Annotated in this window: 16 protein-coding genes; 10 read left to right on the top strand and 6 right to left on the bottom strand. The window is 72.9% G+C overall.

Annotation, left to right across the window (positions count from 1 at the left end):
- Positions 1-2,570, bottom strand: a 2,570-nt coding sequence (locus ACIBKY_RS31295) for an AMP-binding protein (RefSeq protein ID WP_397102144.1), incomplete at its 3' end; no start/stop codon positions are given.
- 311 nt (positions 2,571-2,881) lie between these two features.
- On the opposite strand from ACIBKY_RS31295, the gene ACIBKY_RS31290 reads away from it, so the two are divergent.
- Genes ACIBKY_RS31290 through pabB form a run of 5 tightly spaced genes read left to right on the top strand, consistent with a single transcriptional unit; the run spans position 2,882 to position 8,593 of the window.
- Positions 2,882-3,598 carry a Phenylacetic acid catabolic protein gene (locus ACIBKY_RS31290; protein WP_397102142.1) on the top strand — a complete coding sequence of 239 codons (717 nt, stop codon included), beginning with the start codon at positions 2,882-2,884 and terminating at the stop codon, positions 3,596-3,598.
- Positions 3,577-4,155 carry a hypothetical protein gene (locus tag ACIBKY_RS31285; protein ID WP_397102140.1) on the top strand — a complete coding sequence of 193 codons (579 nt, stop codon included), beginning with the start codon at positions 3,577-3,579 and terminating at the stop codon, positions 4,153-4,155. The genes ACIBKY_RS31290 and ACIBKY_RS31285 overlap by 22 nt, the downstream gene beginning before the upstream one ends.
- Entirely contained in the window at positions 4,148-5,665 is a 1,518-nt protein-coding gene (locus tag ACIBKY_RS31280; protein ID WP_397102138.1) for an AMP-binding protein, read from the top strand. Before ACIBKY_RS31285 ends, ACIBKY_RS31280 begins: the two co-directional genes overlap by 8 nt.
- Before the next feature lie 4 nt (positions 5,666-5,669).
- The gene (locus ACIBKY_RS31275) at positions 5,670-6,509 is read left to right on the top strand and encodes an aminotransferase class IV (protein WP_397102136.1); all 840 of its coding nucleotides are present in this window, start codon (positions 5,670-5,672) and stop codon (positions 6,507-6,509) included.
- The gene (gene pabB / locus ACIBKY_RS31270) at positions 6,497-8,593 is read left to right on the top strand and encodes an aminodeoxychorismate synthase component I (RefSeq protein ID WP_397102134.1); all 2,097 of its coding nucleotides are present in this window, start codon (positions 6,497-6,499) and stop codon (positions 8,591-8,593) included. The genes ACIBKY_RS31275 and pabB overlap by 13 nt, the downstream gene beginning before the upstream one ends.
- Here the strand turns inward: pabB and ACIBKY_RS31265 are convergent.
- The gene (locus ACIBKY_RS31265) at positions 8,532-9,239 is read right to left on the bottom strand and encodes a response regulator transcription factor (protein WP_397102132.1); all 708 of its coding nucleotides are present in this window, start codon (positions 9,237-9,239) and stop codon (positions 8,532-8,534) included. The two genes, pabB and ACIBKY_RS31265, sit on opposite strands and share 62 nt — an antisense overlap.
- 68 nt (positions 9,240-9,307) lie before the next feature.
- On the opposite strand from ACIBKY_RS31265, the gene ACIBKY_RS31260 reads away from it, so the two are divergent.
- Positions 9,308-9,469 carry a hypothetical protein gene (locus tag ACIBKY_RS31260; protein WP_397102130.1) on the top strand — a complete coding sequence of 54 codons (162 nt, stop codon included), beginning with the start codon at positions 9,308-9,310 and terminating at the stop codon, positions 9,467-9,469.
- A 14-nt stretch (positions 9,470-9,483) separates the two neighbouring features.
- On the opposite strand, the gene ACIBKY_RS31255 is transcribed toward ACIBKY_RS31260, so the two are convergent.
- The gene (locus ACIBKY_RS31255) at positions 9,484-10,062 is read right to left on the bottom strand and encodes a helix-turn-helix domain-containing protein (RefSeq protein WP_397102128.1); all 579 of its coding nucleotides are present in this window, start codon (positions 10,060-10,062) and stop codon (positions 9,484-9,486) included.
- Between the two features lie 67 nt (positions 10,063-10,129).
- On the opposite strand from ACIBKY_RS31255, the gene ACIBKY_RS31250 reads away from it, so the two are divergent.
- Positions 10,130-11,044 carry an NAD(P)/FAD-dependent oxidoreductase gene (locus ACIBKY_RS31250; protein ID WP_397102126.1) on the top strand — a complete coding sequence of 305 codons (915 nt, stop codon included), beginning with the start codon at positions 10,130-10,132 and terminating at the stop codon, positions 11,042-11,044.
- A gap of 10 nt (positions 11,045-11,054) precedes the next feature.
- On the opposite strand, the gene ACIBKY_RS31245 is transcribed toward ACIBKY_RS31250, so the two are convergent.
- Positions 11,055-12,191 (bottom strand): agmatinase family protein, encoded by a 1,137-nt coding sequence (locus ACIBKY_RS31245; RefSeq protein ID WP_397102124.1) that lies wholly within the window; start codon positions 12,189-12,191, stop codon positions 11,055-11,057.
- A 40-nt stretch (positions 12,192-12,231) separates the two neighbouring features.
- Between ACIBKY_RS31245 and ACIBKY_RS31240 the strand changes: the two genes are divergently transcribed.
- Positions 12,232-13,677, top strand: a complete 1,446-nt coding sequence (locus tag ACIBKY_RS31240; protein WP_397102122.1) for a sodium:solute symporter family protein — start codon at positions 12,232-12,234, stop codon at positions 13,675-13,677.
- Positions 13,678-13,727: 50 nt separating this feature from the next.
- Here the strand turns inward: ACIBKY_RS31240 and ACIBKY_RS31235 are convergent, their stop codons facing one another.
- Positions 13,728-14,228, bottom strand: coding sequence for a TetR/AcrR family transcriptional regulator (locus tag ACIBKY_RS31235; protein ID WP_397102120.1), 501 nt, complete (start codon positions 14,226-14,228; stop codon positions 13,728-13,730).
- Positions 14,221-14,616 carry a DUF4260 family protein gene (locus ACIBKY_RS31230; RefSeq protein WP_397102118.1) on the bottom strand — a complete coding sequence of 132 codons (396 nt, stop codon included), beginning with the start codon at positions 14,614-14,616 and terminating at the stop codon, positions 14,221-14,223. The genes ACIBKY_RS31235 and ACIBKY_RS31230 overlap by 8 nt, the downstream gene beginning before the upstream one ends.
- Before the next feature lie 84 nt (positions 14,617-14,700).
- On the opposite strand from ACIBKY_RS31230, the gene ACIBKY_RS31225 reads away from it, so the two are divergent.
- Together ACIBKY_RS31225 and ACIBKY_RS31220 are read left to right on the top strand one after the other, a co-directional pair.
- Positions 14,701-15,663 carry a GlxA family transcriptional regulator gene (locus ACIBKY_RS31225; RefSeq protein ID WP_397102116.1) on the top strand — a complete coding sequence of 321 codons (963 nt, stop codon included), beginning with the start codon at positions 14,701-14,703 and terminating at the stop codon, positions 15,661-15,663.
- Positions 15,664-15,806: 143 nt separating this feature from the next.
- Positions 15,807-17,300, top strand: a complete 1,494-nt coding sequence (locus tag ACIBKY_RS31220; protein ID WP_397102114.1) for a serine hydrolase domain-containing protein — start codon at positions 15,807-15,809, stop codon at positions 17,298-17,300.
- The last annotated feature ends 1 nt before the right edge of the window (position 17,301 follow it).

Raw genomic sequence — 17,301 nt, 5'->3', positions numbered from 1 at the left:
TCCAGCGCCGACACCGCCAGCACCCGATCGTCACCACTCACACCGAAACGCCGGTTGACATCCATGACCGTGTTCAACGCGGCCCGATGGGAGACCTCGACACCCTTCGGCTCACCCGTCGAACCCGACGTGAAGATGACGTACGCGCTCGCCTCCGGATCCACCTCGACCGGAGCATCCAGCGGCGGACCGGAGGGCAGATCGGTGAGCAGGAGCCGGGCTCCGGCGCGGCGCAGGATCTGGTCGCGGCGGGCCTGGGGCTGCTCGACGCCCACCGGGACATACAGGGCTCCGGCCGCCAGGATGCCCAGCACGGCGGCCACCTGGTCGGCACCCTTCGGCAGGCACACGGCCACCGCGTCGCCGGGCCGTACACCCTGCCCGGCCAGCCAGCCCGCCACCCCCAGCGCCCGCTCGGACAACTCACCATAGGAGAGGCCGGGACAGATCGCGATCCGGGACGGATCGCGGCGGGCCCGGTCGAAGAAACGGGAGTGCAACGTGCCCTCGGGCAGGGGCGCCTCGGCCGTGCGGGGGGCCGGGCGGGACGGGTGGGGCGGGGGCGCGGACCAGTCCTCGGTCAGGAGCCAGTCGATCAGGTGGTCGTAGGCGGCGGCCATGCCGTCCAGGACGCCGGGCGGGAAGAGGTCCTCGACCGCGTCCCAGTTGACCAGCAGGCCGCCGTCGACCTCGACGACCTGGTGGTCCAGCCAGACCTGCGGCGTCTGCGACAACATCCAGCCGAGCGAGCCGAGGTCGCGCTGGACGTTTTCGGTGACCAGGTCGCCCATGCCCAGCGCGCTGGTGAACACGACCGGGGCGCTCACCTGGTCGTGGCGGCCGCCGCGGTTGAGGTCGCGCAGGACCTCGACGCCGGTGTAGGCCGAGTGGGCCACGTCGCGCTGGAAGCGCGCCTGCAGCGAGGCGGCCCGCTCGGCGAACGTCTGCGGCCGCGACAGGTCCACCTCCAGCAGGATGAGGTTGCTGAAGTCGGCCACCATGTGCTCGGCCTCGGGGTGCGGCAGGCTCCGGTCGAACAGCGGGGCGTTGAGCACGAACCGGGGCGAGGCGCTCCACGCGCCGACGACCTCGGCCAGCGCGGCGGCCAGCGTCATGGGCAGCGTGAGGCCGTGGGCGCGGGCTCGCTCGGACAGGCGTTCGCGGTCTGCGGCGGTGATCCTGCGGTCGCGGCGGACCACCCGCACCCGTTCCAGCTTTCCCGGCTCGATGGCGAGCGGGAGGGCCGGGCCGGGCGGCAGGCCGGGCAGGCGTCCGGACCAGTAGCGGCGGTCGGCCTCGCGGTCGGCGGCGCGCTGCCGCTCCTGCTCGGCGAGGTAGTCGGGGAAGCCGTAGGTCAGCGGGGGCAGGGCGCCGCCCCGGTAGAGCGTGGCCAGGTCCTCCAGGAGGATCTGGATGCTGCGTACGTCGGCGACGAGCAGGTCGATGTTGGCGTGCAGGCGGTGGGCGCCGCCCGGCAGCAGGCAGAGCGTCAGGTCGAGCACCTCGCCGCGCTCCACCTCCAGGCGGCGGTGCGAGAGGCTTTCGCGCAGCGCCAGCAGGCTCGCTTCGGCGTTCGCCGCTTCGCGCAGGTCGTGGACGGTGAGGCCGGGCCATGGGCTGCGCGGCAGGATCTGCTGGGTGGCGTCGTCGAGGAAGCGGGCGCGCAGCAGGTCGTGCCGGTCGAACAGGGCGCGGGCGGCGCGCTCCAGGGCGTCGGGGTCGAGGTCGCGGCCGTCGAACTCGGCGTAGAAGTGGCAGCCGACGCCGCCCAGCACCTGGCGGTCGCGGCGGCCGAACCAGTAGGCGTGCTGGAGGGGCGTGAGCGGGAAGGGGGCCTGCCGGTCGGGCGGCCCGGTCTGCGGGGGCGGCGGTGCGATCGGACCGCCCGAGTTCAGGAGGGCGTGCCAGGAGGCGAGCGTCGGCGACTCCATCAGGTCGCCGAACTTGACCATGACGCCCTGGCGCTGCCAGTCGTTGGCGAGTTGCATGATCCGGATGGAGTCGGCGCCCAGGGCGATGAGATCGTCCTGCGCTCCGAGCTCTTCGGGCGCGACACCGAGCAACTCGGCCGCCGCCCGCGCGATCTCCCGGAGCCCAAGATCCGGCCGCCGTGGCCTCCGCGAGCTGACCTCCGGAACATCCCGTTCGCCCGGTACGACCGACGCGCCCGGTACGACCGACGCGCCCGGTACGACCGACGCGCCCGGTACGACCGACGCGCCCGGTACGGCGGACACGCCGGGTACGGCCAACGCGCCCAGCTCCCCCAACTCGCCCAGCTCGGCCGGTACGGCCAGCGAGTCCGTCGCCAGCACGGGCAGCGCGCCGCGCCGCAGCCGGTTCACCAGCTCGGCCATCTCCCCCGCCGCCTCCCCGGCTGTTTCCCCGGTCAGCGAGCCCGGGGCGAGCGTCACCACCGTCTCGGCCACCTCGCCACAGGCGTCCAGGACGGCGGCCCGCACCCGCGCGGCCGACGGCCCGCGATCGCCGTCAGCCTCCACCAGCAGCACCAGCCCCCCACCGGGAACCATCTGCACGGCACGGCAGGCCAGCCCGGTCAGCTCGCTCACCGGCGCCTCGAGCTCAGGCGCGGAAAGCAGCCGATCCTGAAAAGGCAGACGCGTCGCTGTTTCCGTCATAGTCAGCAACGCTGGCACGCGGCGGAAGCACACGACAAATGCCGAACTTTCTTTGGGCGCTCACTGACTAGCCGTTCAGTCATTAATTTAGCCTTACCTAACTACCCGGCCGGAAGCGCGTGTTCTGCGGAGAAAGAAATAACGTGCCCTTTCGGTACACCTCCAAAAGTCACCACCCCCTCTTTCGAGGTGCCCGTCCGGGCACTTGCCGCTCTCTCCAACCGCCCTTAACTTCCGTCGATATGCCCCAGATGCTGATGGACGACGTCCACGACGCCGCCGCGGCGCACGCGCTCGGCGAGGAGTACGTCACCGCGCTCGGCAAGATCATCAACAGCCACGTGCGCAACGAGGCGGCCGGCGCGGCGGTGTTCGACGAGCCCTCCATTTCGCTCGCGCCCACTCCGCACGAGAAATGGCTGGCCTGCAGAATGGCGATGGAGGAATACGGACATCATTTGAAGTTCAACAAACTCGCCGCGCAGCTCGGCCTCGAAGACGACCAGGACAGGCCACCGCTTTCCGTCTTCGACTATCAGGTGACATCGTGGACCGGATATGTGATGACCAAGGCGATCGTGGATCTGGCCGAGGTCGTGCTGATGGAAGACCTGTGCGAATGCTCGTACACGCCGCTGCGCATGTTGTGCCGGTCGCTGATGCGGGAGGAGCGTTTCCACGTCTCCTTCGGTGCCAGAACGGCCGCGCGGCTGGCCGCCGATCCCGCCCGGCGCGATGAGGTGCGGTCCTCGGCCCATCACCTCATCCGGATGACGCTGCCCTTCTTCGGCCGCAGCGACTCCAGGAACAACGAGATCTTCCGGCGCTGGGGCATCAAGCGGCTGAGCAACGACGAGTCGCGGGCGGAGTTCGTGCGGCGGACCCGCGTGCTGCTGTGCGACGAGCTCGGCCTCGACTATCCGGAGGTGCGGACGCGGTGGAACGCCACTACGAGCTGACCGCCCCGCCTCCCGGCCTGGCCACCGCGCTCGGGCCCGGAGGCGAGGACGTGCTCGCCCTGCTCGACGGCCTGTCCGCGGTGCCCGGCCGCGTACCGGACGAGGTGGACGGACTGCCGGTACGGCAGGCCGGCCGGGTGCCCGCCGCGCTGCTCGACCGCGTGGAACCCGGGTGGCTGGCCGCGCTGGAGGGCCGCCGGGCCCACGCCAGGGCACGCCTGGTGGCGGCGGGCCGCGAGAGCCGGCTGGAGCTGGCCGAACACGTGGCCATGCTGGTGGCCACCCCACGTCTCGAACCCGCCGAACCCGGCGACGGCGACGCCCTCGCGCAGTCCGGAGCCATCCTCTGGCTACTCGGCACCCTGGTCGCCACCGCCCTGGCCGGCGAACACGACGACCCCGGCACCCCGGTCGCCACGGCCTCGGCCGGCGAACACGACGACCCGGCACACACGGCACTCGCCGGGCTGGTCGCCCGGGGCTGGTGGCCGGTCGGTCCCGTGGACGGCGCCTTCGTGATCGCCCCTCTCACCCTCCCGAGGACCTGCCATGCGTGAGCTCCTGCCCCGGCAACGCTCCGCCCCGCCGGACGGGGAACCGGCCGGCAACTGCGCCGTCCACCTGGCCGCCCTGGCCCGGCGCGAAGGCTGGTGGGAACGGCCCGCCTTCCACGCGCCCGGCCGTTCCTACACGCACGGCGAGGTGCACACGCTGGCCGCCGGGGCCGCCTCCGTCCTGGCCGGGCACGGCGTACGGCCCGGCGACCGGGTGCTGATCGCCCTGGGCGACGGCATCGCCTGGGTGAGCGCCTTCCTGGGGGCGGCCCGGCTGGGCGCGGTGGCAGTGCCGGTCAATCCCGACCTGACCGCCGGCGACCACGCCTTCATGGCCGACGACTGCCGGGCGCGGCTCGTGGTCAGCGACGACCACCTCGCGGGGCGGTTCGGCGGCCGCGCCGTACTGGCCGACGAGCGGCTGACGACGCTGGCGGCGAGCGCGCCCGCCGGGCCCGTGCGGAGTGTCAGCGGCCGGGCGCCGCTGTACGCGCAGTACACCTCGGGCACGACCGGCACGCCCAAGGCGGCGCTGCACCGCCACGCCGACCTCGCCCGCTACATGCGCGCGGCCGGCACCGGCGTGACCGGGGTGACCCGCGACGACGTGACGTTGTCGATCTCGAAGATGTTCTTCGCCTACGGCCTCGGCAACGCGCTGGTCTTCCCGCTGTTCTCCGGCTCGTCGGCGGTGCTGCTGCCGCACCGGCCCGCGCCGGGCGACCTCGCCGAGGCCGTGGCGCGCCACCGTGTCACGCTCCTGTACGGCGTCCCGACCGCCTACGCCAACCTGCTCGCCGGCTGCCCGCCCGGCTCCTTTTCCACGGTACGGCTGGCCGTCTCCGCCGGTGAACCCCTGCCCGCCCAGCTGGGCGAACGGGCCCGTGACCTGCTCGGCGCCCCGGTCCTGGACCAGCTCGGCTCGACCGAGGCCGGGCACGCGTTCTGCTCCAACACCGCCTGGAGCGACGAGCCGGGCACCATCGGCCGCCCCCTGCCGGGCTACGAGGTCGCGCTGCGCGACAGGAACGGCGCGCTGGTCACACTCGGCCAGGGTGAGATCTGGGTGCGCGGCGCCGCGGTCATGATCGAGTATCTGGGGCGGCCGGAGCAGACCGCCCGCGCCCTGCGCGGCGGCTGGCTGCGCACCGGCGACCTGGCCGAGTACGTGGACGGCGGCGCGCTCAGGCACTGCGGGCGGGCCGACGACATGGAGATGGTCGGCGGCATCACCATCTCCCCCATCGAGATCGAACGGGTGCTGGCCGAGCATCCCGCGGTCGCCGAGGTGGCCGTGGCGGTCGTGCGCGACGAGCGCGGCGCCGGGCGGCTGCGCGCGTTCGTCGTGCTCACCGGCACGGCCGGGGACGACCTGGAGGACGAGCTGATCGGGCTGGCCCGCCGCCGGCTGGCCCCGTACAAGGTGCCGCGCAGCGTGGAGGTACGCCCCGCGCTGCCGCGCACCCCGACCGGCAAACTGCGCCGTTTCGCGGTGCGCGAGGGAAAGTGGTGATGGCATGCTGACCGTCCGCGCGGACGAGCGCCTGGCGTGGGACCCGGACTCCGGCCTGGTGCCCGCCGCCGACCGGCCACCCGGCGAGCCCGCGGTCGTGGACTCGTGGCTGGTCACCGACGAGCGGGTGCGCGACCTGCCCCTGCACGAGGAGCGCTTCGTGCGCGCCAGCACGGAGCTGATACCCGGCCTGCGGGCCGCCGCGGTCCACGACTTCCTCGACGCGGTACGCCACCGGCTGCCGGGCCACGGCCGCTGGTTCCCCCGGGTCGAGGCGTACACGGGAACCGCTCCCCGGCTGGCGCTCTGGCCCAGGCCCGCTCCCGAGCCGGGCGACGCGGAGGTCACCCTCTGGATCCCGCCGGACGCCGACCCGCGCCGCCGACCCACCGTCAAGGGCCCCGACCTGCGGGTGCTGGCGGAGCTGCGCGATCGGGCCAGGGCGCGGGGGGCCGACGACGCGCTGCTCTACGACCGTCGCGGCACCGCGCTGGAAAGCGCCCACAGCGCGCTGGTGTGGTGGCGCGGCGGCACGCTGTGCGTGCCCGACCGCGCCCTGCCGGTCCTGCCGTCGGTGACCAGGATCCATCTGGAACGCCTGGCCGCCTGCTGGCGCTGCCCGGTCAGGCACGAGCGGGTGAGCGTGGCCGAGCTGATGGAGCTGGAGACCTGGAGCGTCAACGCCCTGCACGGGCTGCGTCCGGTGCGGGCGTGGGCCGACGCGGCCGGCCGTACCAGGGCCGCGGCCCGGATCTCGGCGCGGGCGGCGGAGTGGCGGCAGGCCGTCAGCCACCGCGCGGTGCTGCCGGTCCTGCCCGCGCGGGAGCAGCCGTGCGCACCCTGATCGTGGACAACCACGACTCCTACACCTACAACCTGTTCCAGCTCGCCGCCCAGGCCTACGGCGTGGAGCCGGTCGTGCTGACCAACGACGACCCGCGCTGGGACGGCCTGGATCTCGGCCGGTTCGACGCGCTCATCGTCTCGCCCGGCCCCGGACGCCCGCAGAAGGAGCGCGACGTCGGCGTCACGCTGGAGGTGATCCGGCGTTCGGGCCTGCCCGTGCTGGGCGTCTGTCTCGGCCACCAGGCGCTGGCGTGGATGTCGGGCGCCGACGTGGTCCCGGCGCCCATCCCGATCCACGGGTACGTGGAGGAGATCCGGCACTGCGGCCGCGACCTGTTCCGCGGGCTGCCGCAGGGCTTCGCCGCGGTGCGCTACCACTCCTTGTGCGTGGCCATGCCGCCGCCCGCCGACCTGGAGATCACCGCGTGGAGCGCCGACTCGGTGGTGATGGGGCTGCGGCACCGCGAGATGCCCTGGTGGGGGGTGCAGTTCCATCCGGAGTCGATCTCCACCGAGCACGGCCCGGAGCTGATGCGCAACTTCCGCGATCTGGCCTATGGCCGCGCCGTCACCCTCGCCCCCGCGCCCGCCTGGTCGCTGGAGGTGGAGCGGGTGGACGGCGTGCCTGACGCCGAGCGGGTCTTCGCGGAGGTGCTCGGGGCGGAGCCGTACGCGTTCTGGCTGGACAGCAGCCGGGCCGAGCCCGGTCTGGCCCGGTTCTCCTTCCTGGGGGACGCGGGCGGGCCGCACGGCGAGGTGCTGTCCTGCCAGCCGGGTTCGGGAAGCGTGGTGGTCAGCTCGGGGGGCGCGGAGTCGGCCGTGTTCGCCTCCGTCTTCGACGTGCTGGCCGATCGGGTGGCGGCGCGGGCCGTACCGGATGAGCTGGCGGCCGAGCTACCGTTTGATCTGAACAGCGGATATGTCGGATATTTCGGCTATGAGCTCAAGCGTGACTGCGGCGCTCCGGCCGCGCACGTCTCCCCCTTGCCCGACGCGGTCTGGATGTCGGCGACGCGGCTCGTCGCGCTCGACCACGAACGCGGGCAGTCCTGGGTGCTGGCGCTGACCGACGGCCGCGGCGCGAGCCGGTCGGCGGCGCGGGCCTGGGTCGCCAGGACCGCCGCCGCCTGCCGGGCCGCGCGATCGGAACCGGCCGCCGTGCCCGCCGGTGCCGAAGAGGGGTTCGACCCCGAGCCGTGGCTGGTCAGGGACCGTGCGCGGTATGTCGCCGACATCGAGGAGTGCCTGCGGCTGCTGCGGGCGGGCGAGAGCTACGAGATCTGCCTGACCAACACCGCCGAGATCCCCTTCGACGGCTCCCCGTTCGAGCTCTACCTGGCCCAGCGGCGGCTCAACCCGGCCCCCTACGCCGCGTACCTGCGTCTGGGCGACACGCACGTGCTGTGCTCCTCACCGGAGCGCTTCCTCAAGGTCGGCAGGGACGGCGTCGCCGAGTCCAAGCCGATCAAGGGCACCGCCCCGCGCTCGCCCGAGCCGCGCGCCGACACCGCCCTGCGCGAGGAGCTGGCGACCTCGGACAAGACCAGGGCGGAGAACCTCATGATCGTGGACCTGCTCCGCAACGACCTGGGCCGCATCAGCGACGTCGGCTCCGTGTCCGTGCCGCGCTTCATGGCGGTGGAGTCCTACGAGACCGTGCACCAGCTCGTCTCGACCGTGCGCGGCCACCTGAACGACGGGGTCGGCGCGGTGGCGGCGGCCCGCGCCTGCTTCCCCGGCGGCTCGATGACGGGAGCGCCGAAGCTGCGCACGATGGAGATCATCGACCGGCTGGAGGGACGGGCGCGAGGCGTGTACTCCGGTGCCATCGGCTTCTTCGGCCTGGGCGGCGGCGCCGACCTCAACATCGTGATCCGCACCGCCGTCGCCCGCGACGGCCGGCTGTCGGTGGGCGCGGGCGGGGCGATCGTGCTGGACTCGGACCCGGCGGCGGAGTACGAGGAGATGCTGCTCAAGGCCCGCGCGCCGCTGCGCGGGCTGTCCCGGCGGCGGCCGGGGGTCACCCTCGCGGGCGGCGTGAGTTCCCCGGATCCCTCGGATCGCGCACCAGTCCCCGACTGATCGCCACCGCCGTCGCCAGCGTCCTGTTCGGGCAGTTGAGCTTGGCCAGGATGTTGGCGACGTGCCGCTTGGCGCCGTGTTCGGAGATGCCGAGCCGGCGCGCGATCTGCTTGTTGCTCAGCCCTTCGGCCAGGAGTGCAAGCGCTTCCATTTCACGGCAGCTCAAAAGCGCGTCCGCTGTCTTCTCACGCGGCGCCGGCGCCGCTTCGCGGTCGCGGGTGTCCGGCCCGACCTGGGCCATCAGCTTGCGCGCCACCGCGCCGGGCATCGGCACGAGCCCGCTTTCCAGGTCGCTCAGCGCGCTGGAGAGCGTCTCGCGGGTGAGCACGTTCTCCAGGAGGTAGCCGTCGGCGGGGATGGGCGCCACCTGGGCCAGCGTCCTGTCACTGGCGGTACGCAGGACCAGCAGCACGCGTACGCCGAGGTCGCTGGCGGTCCGCGCGAGCTTCTCCGCCCGCTGCGGCTCGGGCGTGTCGCTCAGCACCAGGAGGGTGGGGCGGCCCGAGTGCAGGATGCCCATGCTCTGGTCGACGCAGGAGCTGCCGACCACCTCGTCCACGGTGTCGAGCTCGCGCAGCATCGCGCACAGCCCGCACCGCACCACTTCACTGCCCAGGGAGACCAGGGCGACTCGTTCTGATGTCATCGTCATCCGCCGTCACGTCGGGGGTAACGATGGACTACCCATCAGGCTTCACGATATGTCCGCGAAACATGAGCCTCCGTACGCCGGTCATGGCCGGCGTGCGGTCCGTCATCTCCTTCCACGACGTGAGCGCGGCGTCCGTCCGGTCGGCGCCCTTCATCGAGATCTTGGTCTCGCGCGTGAACAGCGTGTCCGACCAGTGCTCGGACAGCTCGCGGGCACCCAGGTGAGGCCGGCCGTCCGGTCAACGAGCGGCGGGGCGGGCGCGGACGTGCATGCGCTCGCCCTGGGCGCCGAACAGGCACAGCAGTTCCGCCGGCCCGGGACCCGCGGTGGTGAAGGCGTGCGGCAGCCGGGTGTCGAACTCGGCCGCCTCCCCCGCCGCCAGCTCCAGATCCCGCTCGCCGAGCAGGAGCCGCACCCGCCCGGCCAGCACGTAGAGCCACTCATAGCCCTCGTGCGCGCGCTGCTCGCTCATGTCCTCCTGCCGCAAGATGATCATCTTGTACGCCTGAAGCCCGCCGGCCATCTGCCGGGTCAGCGGGACGAAGGTCCGGCCGTAGCGGTTGAAGGGGCGCAGGTGGATGCGCGGGTCTCCGGTCTCCGGCGCGCCGACCAGCTCATCCAGCGGCACCCGGTACGCCCGCGCGAGCGGCAGCAGCAGCTCCAGGGTGGGTTTGCGCTGCCCGGACTCCAGGCGCGACAGCGTGCTGAGCGAGATCCCGGTCGTCGTGCTCAGCTCGCTCAGCGTCACGCCGTGCCCGGCCCGCAGCGCGCGCAGCCTCGGCCCCACGGACCCGAGGACGGCAGCCAGTTCTTCCACGGCCCCAGTTTGCCAAAACAGCAACGGTGTTTGTCAATTCGCCCGCTCATGGCGCACGCTCTGCGGCATGACAGAGATGCGACGTTACGACGTGATCGTGATAGGCGGCGCGGCCGCGGGTCTGAGCGGGGCGACGGCGCTCGCGCGTTCCCGCCGGGCGGTCCTGGTGATCGACTCGGGCGAGCCGCGCAACGCTCCCTCCGACGGAGTCCACAACTACCTGGGACACGACGGGCTGCCGCCGGACCGGCTGATGGCCAAGGGCCGTGCGGAGTTCACCGGCTACGGCGGTGAGATCCGCGAGGGCAGCGTGTCGTCGGTGACCCGGCTGCCCGATGACGCCTTCGCGGTCACCCTGCGCGACGGCGGCGTGGCCGAGGGCTCCCGGATCCTGGTGGCCACCGGGCTGAAGGACGAGCTCCCCGACATCCCGGGGCTGGCCGGGCGCTGGGGCCGGGACGTGCTGCACTGCCCGTACTGCCACGGGTGGGAGATGCGCGACCGGGCGATCGGGGTGCTGGCCACGGGGCCGCTGGCCGTACACCAGGCGTCGCTGTGGCGTCAGCTGAGCAAGGACGTGATCCTCTTCTCGCACACCATGGCCGATCTCGACCTGTCCGGTCACGACATCGAGGTGGTCGACGGCGTCGTCACCGCCGTGGAGACGCACGACGACCACCTGTCCGGCGTACGGCTGGCCGACGGCAGGACCATCGCCCGCGACGTCCTCGTGGTCAGCCCGGTCATGCGCGCCCGCGCGGACTTCCTCAAGGACCTGGGCATCGAACCCGTGGTCCAGGAGATGGACGGCCACCTGATCGGCAGCCAGATCCCCGCGGGTCCCACGGGCGCCACCGACGTACCGGGCGTGTGGGTGGCCGGCAACGTGTCGGGCCTGATGGAGACCGTGATCGGCGCCGCCGCCGCGGGCCTGCGCGCCGCGGTCGCCATCAACGGCGACCTGATCATGTCAGGGAAGTAGGCCGCGACGATCAGGCGGCGGGACCCCAGGCGGGCCGCGCCCCCGTGGCCGCTTTGCGGCCCAGCTTGCCCGACCTGACCTGTACGGCGAGGCTGTCGAGGATGACGCGGGAGCTGAGCAGGGCGGTCTGCTCGGCCCAGTCGTAGGGCGGCGAGCACTCGACGACCTCGATCCCGGCCAGCCCGGGTTCCGAGACCAGCCGGACCAGGTTGAGCGCCTCGCGGGGCAGCAGGCCGCCGGGCTCCGGCCAGCCGGTGCCGGGGACGAATCCGGCGTCGATGACGTCGATGTCGAAGGACAGGTAGACGGCCTCGGCGTTCTGCCAGGCGATCTCCAGGGCGGTCTCGGCCACGCGTTCCACGCCGACGCGCTCGACGTCGCCGACGGTGATCACGGTGGTGCCGCGCTCGCGGCCCACCCGGACGCCGGGGCGTGGCGCCTGCCAGCCGCCGATGCCGACCTGGACGAGGTTGGTGGCGGGGGCGTTCCTGATGTTGGTGGCGTGGAACCACGGCGTGGTGTGCATGCGCTCGTCGAGGTCGGTCTCCTGCGTGTCGACGTGCCGGTCGAAGTGGATGATGCCGACGTTGCCCTCGTGGTACGGGGCCAGGCCGCGAATGGTCGGGAACCCGATCGAGTGGTCGCCGCCGAGGACCACGGGCATCACCCCCTGGCGCACGACGTGGCTCATCGCCTGGCTGATCTGGTCGAACGACTTCTCCAGGTTGCCGGGGATGGTGAAGACGTCGCCGATGTCCACCAGGTTGAGCTGTTCGCGCAGGTCGACGCCGAGTTCGTAGCTGTAGGTGCCGAACAGGTTGGTGCTGCGCCGGAGGCCCTGCGGGCCGAACCGGGTACCGGGGCGGTAGGTGGCCCCCGCGTCGAGCGGCACTCCGAAGATCGCCACCTCGGCGTCCCCGACGTCATGGACGTCCTCCAGGTAGGGACATTTCAGGAAGGTTCCGCGTTCGCCGGCGAAGTGTGGCCGCTCTCCCCGGGCGAACGTGGGAATCGTCCTGTCGTTGATCGTCGGCGCGCCCTCCAGACCGTGGGCCAGCGCACGTTCGATCTCCTCGTCGTGCCGCATCGTCGGAAGTTCCGCCTCGGCCCGCTGGGCCCAGGCGCCTTCTTGATTTACGTTGGTCATGTCTTCGGAGTCTTCGCTCGCAACGATCGGCTGTCCAGCAATGGTCATTCTGGGCGTGGCGCTCGCCATCTTCTCCATGATCGTCGTCGGTCTGCTGGTCGCCCGCCGGGTCGCGGGGGACAGCAGAAACTTTCTGGTCGCCGGCCGTACGCTGGCCTTACCCGTCGTGGCGGCGACGCTGATGGGCCAGGCCGTCGACACCAACGCCACCCTCGGCGCCACCGACCAGGCCGCGAAGCTCGGCTTCTGGGCGGGCGCCACGCTCCCGCTCGGGCTGGCGCTGTGCCTGCTGCTCACCGGCCTGTTCTTCGCGCGGCCCATGAACCGCATGGGCCTGACGACACTGCCCGACTTCTTCCGGCTCCGGTACGGCCGCGCCACCGAGGTCGCCGCCGCCGTGCTGATGATCATGGCGTTCGCCATCCTGGTCGCGGGGAACCTGGTGGCCGGGGGTTTCCTGTTCGAGAAGTTCCTCGGCACGCCGTACGGCGTGGGCGTGCTCATCATCGTGGCCGCCGTGCTGATCTACACGCTGGCCGGCGGCATCCTCAGCGACGCCTACAGCTCGATCGTGCAGATCGCGGTCACCGCCGCCGCGTCGCTGGCGCTGCTGTTCTGGGTCGCGGCGACCTTCGGGCTCAGGCACGAGCCCGGCATGGGCCCGCTCGACCTGGGGCAGTTGTCCGATCCGGCGCAGGGCGCGGTGGTCAACTGGGCCACGCTGGCCGCGCTCGGCGTCGGCGACATCGTCGCGATCGACTTCATGCAGCGCATCTTCGCCGCCCGCTCCCCCGACGTCGCGCGCCGGGCCTGCTTCCTGGCCGCCGCGGGCACGGCGGTGGTCGGCGTGCCGTTCGCGCTGGTCGCGGTGTCCACCGGGCGCGGCCTGCTGACGCTGCTCGACGAGGCCGCGCCGGTCGGGCTGAGCGTGCTGGTGCTGGCGGGCATCGTGAGCGCGTCGCTGTCCACGGCCGACGGCGCGATCCTCGGCACCGCCGCCGTGGCGGTCCGCAACGTCGGCACCGTGCGCCGCGTGCACCGTCCTGGCCGCGCCGACCCGCTGCTGCGCGCGACCCGCTGGGCGATGCTCCCGGTGGTCGGCGGCTCGGTGCTGCTGGCCCTGCGGGTGCCGCAGACCGGCGTCCTGCTCACGCTGGCCTTCGACCTGATGCTGGCGTGCCTGGCGGTGCCGTTCGTGCTGGGGATGTTCTGGAGGCGCGGCTCCTCGCGCGCCGCGCTGGCCGCGCTGTCGGTCGGCCTGGTGGTACGGCTGGCGCTGTTCGCCCTGACCCCCACGATGTACGGGGCGGACAACACCCTGCTCTACGTGCCGAACACACTGGTCGGCGCGGCGTTCGACGGCTGGCCCACGTTCATCGCGGTGGCCGCCTCCCTGCTCACCTACACGCTGGTGGCCCTCCTCGGCGCCCCGGCCGGAATCCGCGGCCTGGACCTGCGCGTACGGGAGACCCCGGCGGAACGCTAGGCCGGCGCCAGGACAGTGCCAGGACGGCGTTAGGGCGGCGCCAGGACGGCTTACGACACGGAGAAGGCGGCCATTCCCGCCTCCCACGCGCCGGCGAGGTCGGCGCCGGGCGGGAAGCGGCCGTCGAGTTCGAGTATCACCATGCCGTGCGCGAAGGCCCAGGCGGCCCGGGAGGCGGCCTCGTCGAAGGCGACGGCGCGCACCAGCGGCATCGCCGCGCGCTCCTCCACTCCGGGCGGCAGCAGGTCGCGCGGCAGCGGCCCGCTGCTCATCAGCCGGTACAGGTGGGGGTGCGCCAGCGCGTAGCGCCGGTAGGCGGCGCCGAGGGCGGGCAGGCCGGGCCCGGCCGCTTCGAGCGCCTCGGCCAGATCGGTCATGGCCAGCGCGATCACCTGAGCCTCGACCGCGGCCTTGTCGGGGAAGTGCTTGTACAGCGAGGGCGCCCGGATGCCCAGCCGGTCGGCGAGCGCCCGCATGGTCAGGGCGCCGGCGCCGCCGTCCTCGATCAGGTCGCGGGCGGCGGTGACGATCTGGGCGGCGCGCTCAGACATCGCGCGAGCCGTCGCGGTTGCGCAGGCCGTACCCGAAGGCCCGGTCGGCGGCGACGTGCAGCAGCCATGCGAGGCCCGCCACGAACAGCGGCACGAAGTCGATCGGGCCGAAGGAGTAGCCGACGAGGATCACCAGCGGGATCCAGGGGCGGTGCATGAAGTTGTAGAACGGCACCGCCTTGGGCGACAGGCGGCCGTTGCCCCCTTCCCGCGCCCCGATGAACATCGTCAGGTCCGGCACGATCGCGAACACGATCGCGGTCACCAGCGCGGGGGCGCCGTGGTTGACGACCTCCAGGACGGTGAAGGCCAGCAGGAACAGGGCGAGCGCCGCCCAGGCGGCGCGGGCGGCCACGGTACGGCGGGCGGGGGCGGTGACGACGGCCATCGGGGACCTCCTGAAGTGGCTAACGCTGTTAGCTTCACACTACGGCTAACACTGTTAGCCCGTCAAGAGGCTTAAAGTCGGCGCATGAGGCATTTCGTGGTCGTCGGCTACGACGCCGCAGAGCTGCTTGACATCGCCTGCGTCGTCGGCTGCCTGGAGAGCGCGAACCTGCGCGGCGCCGACCCCTTGTACAAGGTCCGCCTGGCCACGCCCGGCGCCCGCTCCATCGACTGCGGCCCCACCGTCACCCTCCAGCCCGGCGAGCGCCTCGAACACATCAGGGGCCCGATCGACACGCTGCTGATCTCCGGCGGCGTCGGCTGCCAGGACGCCGCGGCCGACCGGATGCTCGTCGCGCACGTGCGCCGCCTGGCCCGCGAGAGCCGCCGCGTGGCCTCCGTCTGCACGGGCGCCTGGATCCTGGCCGCCGCCGGCCTCCTGGACGGCCGGCGCGCCACCACCCACTGGAACTGGGCCGGCATGCTCGCCAAGCAGCACCCGGAGGTCCTGCTCGACCCCGATCCCATCTTCGTGCGCGACGGCAACGTCTACACCTCCGCCGGCGTCACCAGCGCCCTGGACCTCACGCTCGCCCTCATCGAGGAGGACCACGGAGCCGAGGTGGCCCGCACCGTGGCCCGCCAGCTCGTCACCTACTTACAGCGGCCGGGCAACCAGGCGCAGATGAGCATGTTCACCGCCGCACCTCCCCCGGCCGACAGCCTGGTCCAGCGGGTGGTCGACCACGTCACCGCCCATCTCGACGCCGACCTCGCGGTCGCGACGCTGGCCGCCGGCGCGGGGGTGAGCGAGCGCCACCTGACCCGGTTGTTCCTGCGCCACCTGGGGCAGACGCCGGGCAAGTTCGTCCGCCAGGCCCGGGTGGAGGCCGCCGCCCACCTGCTGTCGGCCACCTCGCTGCCCCTGGAGACCGTGGCCGCCCGCTGCGGTTTCGGCAGCGCCGAGACGCTGCGGCAGGCGTTCACCGGCCGCTACGGCGTCCCGCCCTCCCACTACCGCCTCACCCAGTCCCGCGCCGGAGCCTGACCACCTCCGGGGCCTGCGCCCGCCACGGACCTCGTGCGCCGCGCCCGGAGCCGTGGCCTTTGGGCGCGGCGCACAAAGACGGCGGCCCATCCGTCGTCGCGCACGCCAAAGGAGTGCGCCGGCCCCCTGGCGATACTGGCCGCATGGATCTCGAACGAGTCAAAACCGAGGTGTCCTCGCTGGTCGGCCCCGGCTCCCCGGGCATCGCCGCGGCCGTGTACAGGGACGGCGTGGCGATCCTGACCGCCGTGGGCGGGGCGGCCTGCGTGGAGTTCGGCGTACCGGTCGACGAGCGCACCCGCTTCGACATCGCCAGCGCGAGCAAGCAGTTCACCGCCGCGTGCGTGCTGCTGCTGGAGCGCGACGGCAAGCTGACGCTGGACGACGACGTCCGCACGCACATCCCCGAGCTGAGCCTGGACACGCCGGTCACACTGCGCCAGTGCCTGCAGCACACCGGCGGCCTGCCCGAGTGGTACGCCCTGCAACCCCTGACCGGCATCCCCCTCGCGGAGATGACCGAGCAGCGGCTGCTGGACATGGTCAAGGACGTCAGGCGCACGACGTTCCCGCCGGGCACGGACTTCTCCTACTCCAACACCGGCTACGTGCTGGCCGCCATCGTGGTCGGCAGGGTGTCGGGGACGTCGCTGGCCGCCTTCGCCCGCGAGCGGATCTTCACGCCGCTCGGGATGGACGACGCGCTGTTCCGCGACGACGCGTCGGTGCCGCTGGACCGGCTGGCCTACGGCTACGCCACCGCGCGGGGCGAGCCGCGCCGGGCCGACACCGAGGAGAGCGCGGTCGGCGACGGCGGCCTGGTGACCAGCGTGTCCGGGCTGGCGCCGTGGTTCGGGTTCCTGGCCGACGGGCGGGTGCTCGGGGCCGACCTGCGGGCGCGGCTGCTGGAGCGCGGAGTGCTGGCCGACGGGACGGCGCTGCCGTACGCGCTGGGGATCTATCACGGCACCGACGGCGGGTTCGGGCACGCGGGCGGCATGCACGGCTACCTGTCGAACCTGTGGTTCCTGCCCGAGGAGGGCGTCGGCATCGCCATCCTGTCGAACCAGACGGCGATCAACCCGGTGCGGCTGACCGGCCGGCTGCTCGGGCTGCTGCTGGATCGGGAGCCGCCGGCCGTACCGGAGCCGGGGACGCCGGGGACCCCGGTGCCGCCCGCCCAGCCGTACTGGCATGATCCGGTGTCGGAGGCGACGCTCACGCTGACGAGCACGGAGTCCGGCCTGGAGGTCAAGGGCGCCGGGACGTTCACCGCCCGCCGGGACGGCCGCTGGCACGGCACCGGCGACGCCGAGGGCTCCTGGCTGGAGGTGGACGGCGAGCGGCTGCTGTCCGGCAGTGACCATCCCGCCCGTGGTCCCGTCGTGTTCTACCCGGCCGCGGCCCCCGGCCAGGCGCCGCCGCCCGACGGGGTGTTCCGCAGCGCCGAGCTGGGTGTGGAGGCGAGCCTGCGCGACGGCGTGGTGCGCGTCGGCCGCACCCTGGCCGAGCCGCTGACGCCCGCGCCGGGCGGGGTGTGGGAGGCGGGGCCGTTCACCCTGCGGCTGCACGAAGGCGAGCTGCTGCTCAGCGGCGGCGGGCTACGCCGCATGCGCCTCCAGCCGGTACGTCGCTGAC

The sequence above is a fragment of the Nonomuraea sp. NPDC050394 genome, from assembly GCF_044459065.1.
In the GTDB taxonomy this organism is placed as follows: domain Bacteria; phylum Actinomycetota; class Actinomycetes; order Streptosporangiales; family Streptosporangiaceae; genus Nonomuraea.
This window is presented reverse-complemented; position numbering and strand designations above follow the sequence as displayed.